The organism is Pseudomonas putida, from assembly GCF_030159595.1.
Lineage (GTDB): Bacteria > Pseudomonadota > Gammaproteobacteria > Pseudomonadales > Pseudomonadaceae > Aquipseudomonas > Aquipseudomonas putida_AC.
This window is the reverse complement of sequence record NZ_BSKJ01000004.1, coordinates 297,634-309,373: the sequence shown is the minus strand read 5'-3', so window position 1 is coordinate 309,373 and position 11,740 is coordinate 297,634. Positions and strand designations below refer to the sequence as shown.

At 64.7% G+C, this 11,740-nt stretch carries 9 protein-coding genes and 1 pseudogene; 2 read left to right on the top strand and 8 right to left on the bottom strand.

Going from position 1 to position 11,740, the window contains the following annotated elements:
• Positions 1 to 3: 3 nt before the first annotated feature.
• Genes QQL85_RS11345 through lexA form a run of 4 tightly spaced genes read right to left on the bottom strand, consistent with a single transcriptional unit; the run spans position 4 to position 5,743 of the window.
• Positions 4 to 3,084 (bottom strand): error-prone DNA polymerase, encoded by a 3,081-nt coding sequence (locus QQL85_RS11345; RefSeq protein ID WP_284353651.1) that lies wholly within the window; start codon positions 3,082 to 3,084, stop codon positions 4 to 6.
• Positions 3,081 to 4,499, bottom strand: coding sequence for a Y-family DNA polymerase (locus QQL85_RS11340; RefSeq protein ID WP_284353652.1), 1,419 nt, complete (start codon positions 4,497 to 4,499; stop codon positions 3,081 to 3,083). The genes QQL85_RS11345 and QQL85_RS11340 overlap by 4 nt, the downstream gene beginning before the upstream one ends.
• Before the next feature lie 6 nt (positions 4,500 to 4,505).
• Positions 4,506 to 5,126, bottom strand: coding sequence for a translesion DNA synthesis-associated protein ImuA (gene imuA / locus QQL85_RS11335; RefSeq protein WP_284353653.1), 621 nt, complete (start codon positions 5,124 to 5,126; stop codon positions 4,506 to 4,508).
• Positions 5,126 to 5,743 (bottom strand): transcriptional repressor LexA, encoded by a 618-nt coding sequence (gene lexA / locus QQL85_RS11330; RefSeq protein WP_019099080.1) that lies wholly within the window; start codon positions 5,741 to 5,743, stop codon positions 5,126 to 5,128. The genes imuA and lexA overlap by 1 nt, the downstream gene beginning before the upstream one ends.
• A 92-nt stretch (positions 5,744 to 5,835) precedes the next feature.
• Between lexA and QQL85_RS11325 the strand changes: the two genes are divergently transcribed.
• Positions 5,836 to 6,492: an HAD family hydrolase gene (locus QQL85_RS11325; RefSeq protein ID WP_284353654.1), complete on the top strand. Its 657-nt coding sequence runs from the start codon at positions 5,836 to 5,838 to the stop codon at positions 6,490 to 6,492.
• Between the two features lie 16 nt (positions 6,493 to 6,508).
• The gene (locus tag QQL85_RS11320) at positions 6,509 to 7,420 is read left to right on the top strand and encodes a LysR family transcriptional regulator (protein ID WP_284353655.1); all 912 of its coding nucleotides are present in this window, start codon (positions 6,509 to 6,511) and stop codon (positions 7,418 to 7,420) included.
• Here the strand turns inward: QQL85_RS11320 and QQL85_RS11315 are convergent.
• From QQL85_RS11315 to QQL85_RS11300, 4 genes and pseudogenes are all read right to left on the bottom strand, one after another.
• Positions 7,356 to 8,741: pseudogene (locus QQL85_RS11315) on the bottom strand (MFS transporter); the annotation flags it as partial. The gene QQL85_RS11320 and the pseudogene QQL85_RS11315 sit on opposite strands and share 65 nt — an antisense overlap.
• Positions 8,742 to 8,775: 34 nt before the next feature.
• Positions 8,776 to 9,099 carry an NIPSNAP family protein gene (locus QQL85_RS11310; protein ID WP_284353656.1) on the bottom strand — a complete coding sequence of 108 codons (324 nt, stop codon included), beginning with the start codon at positions 9,097 to 9,099 and terminating at the stop codon, positions 8,776 to 8,778.
• Positions 9,099 to 10,817, bottom strand: a complete 1,719-nt coding sequence (locus QQL85_RS11305) for an FAD-dependent oxidoreductase (RefSeq protein ID WP_284353657.1) — start codon at positions 10,815 to 10,817, stop codon at positions 9,099 to 9,101. The genes QQL85_RS11310 and QQL85_RS11305 overlap by 1 nt, the downstream gene beginning before the upstream one ends.
• Positions 10,814 to 11,641, bottom strand: coding sequence for an SDR family NAD(P)-dependent oxidoreductase (locus QQL85_RS11300; RefSeq protein ID WP_284353658.1), 828 nt, complete (start codon positions 11,639 to 11,641; stop codon positions 10,814 to 10,816). Before QQL85_RS11300 ends, QQL85_RS11305 begins: the two co-directional genes overlap by 4 nt.
• Positions 11,642 to 11,740 lie beyond the last annotated feature (99 nt).

Below are 11,740 nucleotides of genomic sequence, written 5' to 3'. Positions count from 1 at the left end.
CGCTCAATGGAAGTCCCGGCTGCGCACGTCCAGCCCTTGCAACAGTGGGCTAACATCCTCCAGCCGCCGCGCAATCAGGTGCCTCACGCCCTCCTCCTGCTCCAGCCGCCCACTGACCTTCAGCAGTTGCGAACCCACTAGCGCCCGCCGTTGCCGCTCGGCCAGCTCCCGCCACACAACCACGTTGATCATCCCGTACTCATCCTCCAGTGTGACGAAGGTGACCCCACTGGCAGTCTGTGGCCGCTGGCGGCCTACTACCAGCCCGGCCACGGCAATGGTGTCGCCATGCGCGACACCTTGCAGCTCACTCGAACTGCGACATCCCAGCGCCCTCAGGCGTGAACGCAACAGGGTCAGTGGATGCGGCCCGAGCGTGGTGCCCAAGGTTTGGTAATCGGCCATCAGATCCTCACCCACGGTGGGCACAGGCAAATCAACTGCAGTTTCAGGCACCGCTTCCACCTCTGCAAACAAGGGCAGTTGCGGCTGCACCGCCGCCACCTGCCAGCGTGCCTGATGCCGGTCGCAGGCCAAGGCGCGCAGTGCCCCGCCATCGGCCAGGCGGGCACGGGCGCGTGGGTCGAGGCCGGCGCGCAGGCAAAGGTCTTCGACGTCTCGCAACGGCCGTTGCGCCCTCGCCTGCTGCACGCGCCTGGCATCGGCTTCGGCCAAACCACGCACCAGCCGCAAGCCCATGCGAATGGCCAATGTACCTAGCGCATCAGGCTCGAGGGTGCAGTCCCACTCGCTATGGCAAACGTCGACTGGCCGCACCTCGATACCTTGGCGGCGCACCTCCTGCAGCAACTGGTCAGGGCTGTAGAAGCCCATGGGCCAGCTATTGACCAGCGCGCAGGTGAAGATTGCCGGTTCATGGCACTTCAGCCAGCTGCTGGCATAACACAGCAAGGCAAAACTGGCCGCGTGAGACTCCGGGAAGCCATAGCTGCCAAAGCCCTTGATCTGCTCGAAGAGGCGCTCGGCAAACGCCAGCTCGTAACCGTTGCGCAGCATGCCTTGCACCAGCCGCTCACGGTGCGGCTCCAGGCCGCCGTGGCGTTTCCAGGCCGCCATGCTGCGGCGTAGCTGGTCGGCTTCGCCTGGCGTGTAGTCGGCTGCGACCATGGCCAGTTCCATTACCTGCTCCTGGAACAACGGCACGCCCAAGGTGCGCGCAAAGACTTCCTTGAGCTGCGGCGACGGGTAAGTGACGGGCTCCTGTTTCAGGCGCCGGCGCAAGTAAGGGTGAACCATGTCGCCCTGAATCGGCCCGGGGCGGACGATAGCCACCTCGATGACCAGGTCATAGAACGTTTGGGGCCTTAGCCGAGGCAGCATGGCCATCTGCGCACGCGATTCGATCTGGAACACACCCATGGTCTCGGCGCGACTGATCATTGCGTAAGTGGCCGGATCTTCGCTGGGGATGGTCGCCAGGGTCAGCTGCCGGCCCCGGTGGCGTTGCAGCAGGTCGAAGCAGCGGCGCAAGGCGCTGAGCATACCCAGCGCCAGTACGTCGACCTTGAGCAAACCGACCATGTCCAGGTCGTCCTTGTCCCACTGGATCACCGTGCGCTCCGCCATTGCCGCATTCTCCACCGGCACCAACTGGTCGAGCGGCTGCTGGGAAATGACGAAACCACCCGGGTGCTGCGACAGGTGCCGAGGGAAGCCAATCAGCTCACCCGCCAGCACCAGCACCCGGCGTAACGAAGGGCTACTGGCCTCGAAGCCGGCCTCTGCCAGTCGCTGGTCATCGGGCATGCGGTCGCTCCAGCGGCCACAGCATTTGGCCAGGGCATCCACCTGATCCATCGGCAAGCCCAGCACCCGCGCCACATCCCGCACCGCACCCGCAGCATGGTAAGTGTTGACCACCGCAGTCAGCGCGGCACGGTGCCGGCCATAGCGGCGGAATATGTACTGGATCACTTCTTCGCGCCGGTCGTGCTCGAAGTCCACGTCAATATCGGGTGGCTCGTTGCGTTCACGCGACAGGAAACGCTCGAACAGCAGGCGGTGCTCCATGGGGTCGAGTTCGGTAATGCCCAGCACGAAACACACCACCGAGTTGGCGGCAGAACCGCGGCCCTGGCACAGGATGCGCTGGCTGCGGGCGAAGGCGACAATGTCGTGCACGGTCAAGAAGTAGCTTTCGTAACCCAACGCTTCGATCAGCGCCAGTTCCTTGGCCAGCACATCACGCACCTTGTCACTTGGCCCGTGCGGCCAACGCAATGGCAAGCCCTGCTCGCACAGCTCGTGCAACCAGCTTGCCGGGGTGTGGCCCTGGGGCACCAGTTCGCGCGGGTACTGGTACTTCAACTCGCTGAGGTCGAATTGGCAGCGCTGGGCAATGGCCAGGGTTTCGGCCAGCAGGTCGACCGGGTACAACTCGCCCAGTTGTGCCAGGCTGCGCACATGCCGCTCACCATTGGCAAACAGAAAGCGCCCGGCCTCGGCCACCTGGCAATGCTGGCGAATGGCAGTCATGCAGTCCTGCAAGGCACGACGGCCGCGTACATGCATGTGAACGTCGCCACAGGCCACGGCGCGGATCCCCACATCGGCCGCCAGTGACTGCAGGCGTAGCAGGCGCGTGGCATCGTCGTGGCCACGGTGCAGGTGCACCGCCAGCCACAGGCGCTCATCGAACACACTGCGCAGCCACTCGCCGGTGGCCGTATCGTCACTGTCATCGGCCACCCACAAGGCCAGCAGGCCCTGGCCGTGCAGCGGCAGGTCGTCACGAAAAAGCTGGTATTCACCCTTTTCTGCCCGCCGACGGGCGCGGGTGATCAGTGCGCACAGGTTCTGGTAGCCGGCCAGGTCTTCGACCAGCAGCACCAGCTTGGGGCCGTCCTGCAACTGCACCTCGCTGCCGACGATCAGCCGCAGTTGATGCGCCTTGGCGGCCTGCCAGGCGCGCACGATACCGGCCAAGGTGCATTCGTCGGTGATCGCCAAAGCCTGATAGCCTTGTTCTCGCGCGCGACGGAACAGCTCCTCGGCGCTCGATGCACCGCGCTGGAAGCTGAAGTTGGACAGACAATGCAGCTCGGCATAACCCGAAGTGTTCATGCGAACCAGCCCTGCAGCCACATAGGCCCGGCTTCGCTCAGGTCGCGGTAGGCCCAGCCATGCAGGCCGTCACGGGTTTCGATGCGGTAGTAGTCGCGGCGCACATCGCCGCCATCCCACCACCCTGATTCGATGCGTTCAGCATAACCCTGCAACCGATAGCCGGTGTCATCCAGTGCCATCGGTGCTGGCAGTAGCCAGCCAGGGCGGCTGCCCGGGGCAACCGGCATGTTGCCTTGTGCCCCCTGCTCTGCCAGTTGCCAGGCGCATTCAGGGCGGTGATCTGCCGCTGCACTCACCCCCTTGACGGCCTCATCCCCCAGGCGGGCGCGCAGCCGCTCGCGCAATTGCTCCCAGGGTTGGGCCTGTTGTGCGCGTGGGTCGAACAACGGCTGATGCTGCGGCACGAAGGGCGGCAGGTCTTCGGCGACCAACCGCAGGTTGCGCACCGGTGCGGGTATGCGCAGCGGCTCCAGCCGCCCACGGGCCAGTTCGAACAGCATTGCTGCATCGCGTTCGGCCGCCAGCAGGCCCACCTTGAGCACAGTATCCGGCCCTTCTGCATGCTCCAGATGCAGGCAAAAACGCTGCACACCACAATCGCGCCCGGCGAGAAATGCAGCCAGGTCGTTGAGCATGCGCCGCAGCGGGAACAGCAGCGCCTGGTGTGATTCAACGTCGAAATTCAGTTCCAGCCGGGTTTCGAAGCGGTCCGGTGGCTGGTAGAAGTCCAGCCCCAGGCTGCGCAGGCCGAGCAACTGGTCGAGGTGCAGCTGTACCTGGGCCGGAAAGCGCCTGGCCAATGTCTCGCGCGGCAAGGCCAATACCTGCCCCAGCTGGCGCAAGCCCATGCGGGCAAAGGCTTCGGCAGCCTCTGCCGGCAAGCCGACTCGCGTGATGGGCATGCCCAGCAATGCGGCGCGGGTTGCATCGGCATCGCTCACCGCCAAGCCGTCGTGCCCATTGGCGAGCATCCGTGCCGCCACTGGGTTGCTGGCCAGGACGATACGTTGGCGCAATCCGAGGTCTGCCAGCTCTTGGCGTAAGCGCGCCTCGAACAAGGGCCACGGGCCGAAAAGTTTCAGGCTGGAGCCCACTTCCAACAACAGCGCGCGCGGGTAATGCACGCTGACCTGGGCACTGAAGCGGTAGGCCCAGGCTGCCAGCAACTGCTGCACCTGCTCGATGCGCTTCGGGTCGGACTCGACGCAGGTGAAGCCATCCGCCAGGGCACGCGCTGCGGTCAGGGTTTGCCCGGCCCGCAAGCCAAGTGCAGCGGCCGCCGGGTTGACTGCCTGCAACACACGCCGCGGGGTTGGCCCGCCAATAAGCACCAGAGGCGTATCAGGGGCGTCACGCTCACGCAGGACGGTGTCCAGCGCCAGCTGCGGCAGCAGTATGCAGGCCCAGAGCATGGTGCATCAGCCCCGGCCCGGGCAGGCAATGGGCAGCGCCGGCGGCATGCCGCCACGGCTTTTCAAGACGCGCCATTGCGCCGGGCGAGTGTCGACGGCAATGCGCAGTGCTGCCGGTGAAGGGTTGTGCGCCGCCTGCTGTGGCCTGCAGGCAAAGGCCAGCGCCTGGCCGGTTTCGGCGGCCACCTGCAAACGCCGCAGGGCGCGGTCATCGGCACGCGCCGGCCAGCACAGTACCGCCGCACAACTGCCCGAACGCAGGCACTGTTCAGCAGCCCACAGGGCATCGGCAGGTTCGGCATCCACCTGTACCAGCCAGCGCAGGTCCACCCCGGCCGACTGCCAGGCCGGTGCATACGGAATGAACGGCGGTGCCACCAGCACCACCCGGCTGGCTTCAGCGCTCAGCCGGGCCAGGGTTGGCCACAACAACTGCAATTCGCCACAACCGGGGCTGGCCAGCAACAGCTCGCTGAGTGCGGACGCTGGCCAGCCGCCTTCCGGCAAGCGCTCGTCGAGGGCCGCATGGCCTGTGGGCTGCAACCCGAGTGGCCGCGCCAGGGCCTGCCGGCCGCGCCATATCCGGCGCTGGTCGAGCAGCCTGTCGAGGTCGACCACCGCGCCCATCAGTCACGCCTCAGCAAGCCGCAGAACACGCCTTCGATGAAAAATTCCTGTTCAGGCTTCACATCGATGGGCGCATAGGCCGGGTTGCGTGGCAACAGCCTGTAATGGCTGCCCTTGCGTTGCAGGCGCTTGATGGTCACTTCCCCATCCAGGCGCGCCACCACGATCTGGCCATCGCGGGCGTCGGCCTGCTGAAGAATGCCAACCAGATCACCGTCGAAAATGCCGTCGTCGATCATCGAATCGCCACGCACCTTCAGCAGGTAATCCGGTGTACGGCGGAACAGGCTGGGGTCGAGCAGCAACTGTTCGTGGATGCCCAGGTCCGGGCCGATGGGGGCACCTGCCGCCACCTGGCCCAGCACCGGTACTTCGAGGATTTCTGGCCGGCGCAGTGGTTCGGCCAGGCGAATGCCCCGCGCCTGGTTCGGCGTGACATCGATGTAACCGGCCTGGCACAGGGCAGTGATGTGCTTGCGCGCGACACTGCGCGAGGCAAAACCGAAGCGCGTGGCGATATCGGCCAGGCTTGGCGGCTGGCCATGGTCGGCAATGCGCTCACGAATGAATTCGAAAATGGCGCGGCGTTTGGGGGTAAGATTGTCCATGGAGCACATTTGTACTCTTTTCGGAGCACACTGAACAGCCCCCTTCGTCGTCAGCTTTGGTTATGATCCCCTGGCGTGTGTTTTTTTGATTTGGATATCCCATGCTGACCGCCCTGCTGTTCGACCTCGACGGAACCCTCACCGACACGGATACCCTGCACCTGCAGGCCTTTCGACAGCTGCTGCATGAGCATGATGGCCGCGCGCTGAGCCAGGCGCAGTTCGATGCCCAGGTCAGCGGTCGCGCCAACGGCGAGCTGTTCGCCGAGCTGTTCAGCGGTGCCAGTGCCGAACAGTGCAAGGCGCTGGCCGACCGCAAGGAGGCATTGTTCCGCGACATGTCGCCATCCCTTGAGCCAATGCCGGGCCTGCTGCGCTTGCTGGAACATGCCCAGGCGCGCAACATCGGCATGTGCGTGGTCACCAACGCACCCCGGCTGAACGCCGAGCACATGCTGAACGCCATGGGCCTTGGCCAGCGCTTCGAGCATGTGCTGGTGGCCGAGGAACTGGCACGGCCCAAGCCAGACCCGCTGCCCTACCTCACCGGGCTGCAGCGGCTGGGCGCCAAAGCCGCGCAAGCGCTGGCCTTCGAGGATTCATTACCAGGGGTGGCGGCGGCCAGTGCAGCAGGGATCTTCACCGTGGGCGTGGCCACCACTCAGACGCCGCAGCGGTTGCTGGCAGCGGGGGCTGGGCTGGTTGTGAATGACTTCGATGAGCCGGCATTGTGGGCATTGATCGAGTCCATGCAATGACCACTCAAGGCCGCCCATGCTGATCGACGAAGAACTGACGCTTAAAAAGCTGGAAACCTTCCTCGCCTTCATGCGCACCGGCAACCTCGGCCGCGCCGCTGCCGAGCTGTCTACCAGCGCGGTCAGCGTACATCGCGCCATCCACTCGCTGGAAAGCGCCCTGCGCTGCCCGCTGTTCAAGCACGAAGGCCGCCAGCTGATCCCGCTGGAAAGTGCCTATGTACTGGAAAAGAAAGCCCGCCAGCTGATTCAGGACGCTGAGCAGATGGTGCGCCAAACCCGCGAAGCCGCCGGCTTCTATGCCGAGCGCTTCCGCCTGGGCGCACTCTATTCGCTGACGGTGAAGACCGTGCCCAAGCTGGTCATGGGCCTGAAACTGCGACGCAGCGAACTGAACATCGACCTGACCCTGGGCTCCAACGTCGACCTGCTGCAACGCCTGAAGAACCACGAACTGGAAGCCATCCTGGTCTCCCTCGACGAAAGCGTCAGCGACCCGGCCTGCGAGCAGTTGCCGCTGTTCTCCGACGACATCTTCCTCGCTGTCCCCACCGACTCGCCCTTCGCCGGGCAAGACGAGGTGGACCTGGCCGACCTCGCCGACTCCACGTTCATTACCCTGACCCAGGGCTTCGCCACCCACCGCGATGGCGCACGGGTGTTCCAGCAGGCCGGCTTCGAACCGAAGGTGGCCATGCAGGTGAACGATATCTTCACCCTGCTGAGCATGGTCAGCTCGGGCGTGGGCTTCGCCCTGCTGCCCGGGCGCATCGCGGCGGTATACGAAAACCGCGTCAGGTTGATTGCCTTGAAGCCGCAATATCGCTTGCAGCAGCATATTGGTGTGGTGTTCTTGAAGGCGCGGGAGCGGGAGCCGAACCTGTTGGCGTTGTTGGCAGAATGCCGGATGTACAGCCTGGAGCGCTAAGCTGCCGTGCAGCATGCCAACCTTGCAGCCACATCGCCAAGGCCGCCAGCCCGGCCGGCAACAGCAGCGAAGCGAACACTTGGGCGAAGCTCCAGCCCAATGCCAGCATCTGCGCCCCGGCAAAAGCACTGAGGATCGCCCCTATTCGCCCGATGCCGCTCATCCAGCTGGCCCCGGTCGCCCGTGCTTCAGTCGGGTAGAAAGCCGCCGCCAGCGCATTCATGCCAACACTGGCCCCATTCAGGCCAAAGCCCGCGGCACTCGCGACCGCGCACAGCCAGGCGAAGTCTGTGGCGACCTGGCCGATCGCAAAAATCACCGCACCGCTGAACAGAAACGTCAGCACCAGTACACGTTGCGCTGGGTGACGGTCCATGGCCCAACCTACCGAAATTGCCCCCACCGGTCCGCCAATCTGAAAACAGGCCGTGACGATGGCGGCTTCGGCTACCGAAAAACCACCGCCCTCTTTCACCAGCGTCGGCAGCCAGCCGCTGAACAGGTAAACCAGAAACAGTGCCAGCACATAGCCGCCCCAAAGCATGCATGTACCAAAGCGATAGCGTGGCGAGAGGATGGTGCCAATCGCACCGCCGGCAGCCTGGGTTTTCCGAGGCATGACAAAGGTACTGTCGTCGTTCACCTGATCAGGGGCCAAGTGGCGGACGATGGCCAGAATGCGCTGGCGGTCCGCACCTTTGCTGACCAGAAAGGTCACCGATTCTGGCAGACGCCAGTACAACAGCGGTAAGACCACTAACGGCAACACCCCGCCCAACACCAAGACACTGCGCCAGCCAAGGTTGGGGATCATCCAGGCGCTGACGAAGCCACCGGCCGCCGCGCCGAGTGAGAACCCGCAAAATGCAAGGGTGATCAGCAGTGAGCGGCTGCGTGCCGGGGCGTACTCGCTGACCAGCGTGCTGGCATTGGGCATGGCAGCGCCCAGCCCCAACCCCGTAAGAAAGCGCAGGGCGACCAGGGTTTCCAGGTTGGGGGAGAAAGCCGAGGCCAAGGTCCAGATGCCGAACAGCAGCACGCTGCACAGTAATACCGCCTTGCGCCCATAGCGGTCCGCCAGGGGCCCGGCAATCAGCGCACCGAGGGCCAGGCCGATCAACGCGGCGCTCAATACCGGGCCCAGGCTTTGTGCACCCAACCCCCAGTCGCTTTTCAGTTGTGGGGCAATGAAGCCGATGATGGCGACGTCCAGACCGTCCAGTGCAATGATGAGGAAGCCGAGGAACACCACCCATTTCTGGTAATGGCCTATGGGTTGCTGGTCGATCAATTGGCGCACGTCGAGCGTGTTGTTGTTCATGGGTATCACCTGTTGTTGTTTTTATGACGGTGTTTCAGCCCAGGCTGGGTAAGCGCACAGGCCTTATGATGCGCGTCTCCTGCGCCACCACCAGATCACGGGTGGCGTGCAGATAGGCGGCAAAGTCCGGGTCGGCATCCCTTGCCGCGCTGCGCTTCTCGAAATCATCGAGGCTGTCATAGCCCCACAAGTGCACCACCTGGTTCAACGGCCCGATGCTGCTGGTGTAGAGCGCCAGGGGGACGCCGAGGTGGCGCAGCAGGATCGGCATTGCCAACTGGTCGAAGGCCTCGAGGAAGGCCACCATGCAGCGCGGGCGGATGGTGTAGATGCGGTGGTCGACGACGGGCTTGTCCATCACGCCACCTCGCGTGTGTTGCCCGCAGCCGACAGCCCCTGCTCGACACCCGCCAGGTGACGCCCGGTGATGTAGCCAAAGGTCATGATCGGCCCCAAGGTGATACCCGCACCGGGGTAATTGCCGCCCATGATGCTGGCGCGGTCGTTACCTACCGCATACAGGCCGTCGATGGCCTGCCCGTCAGCTGCCAGCACTTCACCGACCACGCTAGTGCGTAGCCCGTCGAAGGTGCCCAGGTCACCCATGATGACCTTCACGGCAAAATACGGCCCCTCGCCCACCGGCGCCACACACGGATTGGGCTGTTGCTGCGGGTCGGCCAAGTAGCGGTTGAAGCAGGTGCTGCCGCGACCGAACTGGCGGTCTTCGCCGTGGACCGCGCCGAGGTTGTACTCGCGCACCGTCCGCTCCAGCCCTTGCGCATCGATACCAGCCTTGCCCGCCAGCTCGGCCAGGGTCTTGCCCTTGAGCAGGTAGCCGTTACGCAGCAATGGCCCCAGCGGCATTGGTGCAGGCTTGGCAAAACCCAGGCCGTACTTGGCCAAAGTGCGGCGGTCGCACACCAGCCACATGGCGGTTTCTGCCTGGTCGGCACAGGCTTCGATGAGCGCCGCACCCACGTCATGGTAGGCGTTCGACTCGTTAGTGAAACGCCGGCCCGAACGCAGCACGCCGATCACCCCCGGCTTGTAGCGGTCGAGCAAATGCGGAAAGGCAATATGCCGCCCGCCTCCCACCGGCACCTTGGACACTGGCATCCAGGCTGCAGCTGCCTGCAAGCGGATATCGACCTTGGCCCCCAGCGCCTCGGCCATGTGCGCGCCATCGCCGGTATTACCTGCCGGCACCGGCGAAAAATGCTCGCCACCACGGCGCACATGCGGGTAGGCCTGGCGCAGCCGTTGCAAGTCATGGGAGAAACCGCCACAGGCCAGCACCACCCCACGCCGGGCCTGAATGCGCAGCTCGTTGCCGCCCTGCCCGGCCAGGGCGCCCACCACCCGCTCACCTTCGCGCAGCAACTGCCGCGCCGGGGTACCTGTGAGAATCGGGATGCCCAGGTCCAGCGCCGAGCGTACCAGCCGCGCCGCCAGCGCATTACCACTGGTAACCTGGGTGCCGCGTCGGTACAGGGCCAGCTCCTTCAAATGGGTCATCAGCCGCTTGGCCACATACACGAACGAGGTCAGCGAACGGGTGACATTGAAGAAATGCTTGAGGTCGGCATTCGACGAATTGAACATCATGCCGATGAAAGTGATGGTCTTCAGGGGCGGGCGCAGGCGCGCCATGTCGGGCCCCAGGCCACGGATGTCGTAAGGTGCGGCCAGTATCGAGCGGCCCACATCGACGCCGCCCTCCACCTGCGGGTGATAGTCGGGGTACAACGTGGGCACGAACTTGACCGCCGTTTCACGCTCGAAAAACGCCACCATCTGCGGTGCGTGGCGCAAGAAGGCCTCGACCCCCGCCGCATCGAAGCAGGCACCGGCTTCGTTGCGCAAATAGGTCATGGCAGCCTCGTAGCTGTCGTTGGCCCCGTACCGGTTGCCCGGTACCCACAACACGCCACCCGAAAATGCCGTGGTGCCGCCAAAACAGTCGTCCTTTTCGATGACGATGACATCCAGGCCGAGCTTTTTCGCCGTGATGGCTGTCGCCAGGCCGCCAGCGCCTGCGCCGATCACCAGTACATCGCAGTTGCGCGTGTTCATTGGCCTGCCCCCTCGAAGCCCGGGCGCGGGATCAGTGCCATGGGCATGCTCTCCAGGCCGCCATCCACGGTCAGTTCTGCGCCATTGATGTAGTCGGCGCGGCGGCTGGCCAGGAACAGCACAGCCTCGGCGATATCCTGCGGTTCACCAATGCGCCGGTTGGCGGTCATGGCGCAACGCTGACGCTCCACCTGCGGGTCGGCATAAAAAGCCGCCGACAATGGCGTGCGGATCAACCCCGGGCACACCGCATTGCTGCGCACACCGCGTGGCCCCCACTCCACGGCAATTTGCCGCGACAGCATGCTGACGCCGGCCTTCGCCGCGCTGTAAGCACCACTGTTGGGTTGCGGGTAATGGGCAGCGATCGAGGCCACATGCACGATACGGCCTTGGCCGCGGACCAGCATCGAACGGCCAAAGGCTTGGGCACACAACAGGTAGCCACTGAGGTTGACCGCCAGCACCTGGTTCCATAGGTCCAGGCTCAGCGAGTCCAGCGCGCCGGGGCGCAGCACGCTGGCGTTATTGATCAGGACATCACAGCGCCCATGCAGCGCCTGAACCTGCGCAGCCGCCTGCTCCACGCTGGCCGGGTCGGCAATGTCGCAGGCCAGGGCGCTGACTTCGCCAGCACTGTGCTCACCCAGGGTGGCCGCCAGTTCGCGGCACTTGTCCAGGTCGCGGTCCAGCAGCACCACATGGGCCTGCTGCTCTACCAGGGCAGCGGCCAGTACCGCGCCAATGCCGCCAGCAGCGCCGGTGACCACACATACAGCCGAGTCCAGGCCCAGCCACTGAGAGGGGATCTTGTTGTTATGCATGCTGCTCTCCAGAGTTTCGCTTGTTCTGGGCAACAGCCTAGGGCCGGCAGGCACAGCTGCAGAATGGACAAAACGTGCAACCCGCCTCACATTCCCGTC

Coding starts and splice junctions, on each gene's coding strand:
- QQL85_RS11345 (WP_284353651.1), bottom strand. CDS start 3,084: ATGAACACTTCGGGTTATGCCGAGCTGCATTGTCTGTCCAACTTCAGC.
- QQL85_RS11340 (WP_284353652.1), bottom strand. CDS start 4,499: ATGCTCTGGGCCTGCATACTGCTGCCGCAGCTGGCGCTGGACACCGTC.
- imuA (WP_284353653.1), bottom strand. CDS start 5,126: ATGGGCGCGGTGGTCGACCTCGACAGGCTGCTCGACCAGCGCCGGATA.
- lexA (WP_019099080.1), bottom strand. CDS start 5,743: ATGTGCTCCATGGACAATCTTACCCCCAAACGCCGCGCCATTTTCGAA.
- QQL85_RS11325 (WP_284353654.1), top strand. CDS start 5,836: ATGCTGACCGCCCTGCTGTTCGACCTCGACGGAACCCTCACCGACACG.
- QQL85_RS11320 (WP_284353655.1), top strand. CDS start 6,509: ATGCTGATCGACGAAGAACTGACGCTTAAAAAGCTGGAAACCTTCCTC.
- QQL85_RS11310 (WP_284353656.1), bottom strand. CDS start 9,099: ATGGACAAGCCCGTCGTCGACCACCGCATCTACACCATCCGCCCGCGC.
- QQL85_RS11305 (WP_284353657.1), bottom strand. CDS start 10,817: ATGAACACGCGCAACTGCGATGTACTGGTGATCGGCGCAGGCGCTGGC.
- QQL85_RS11300 (WP_284353658.1), bottom strand. CDS start 11,641: ATGCATAACAACAAGATCCCCTCTCAGTGGCTGGGCCTGGACTCGGCT.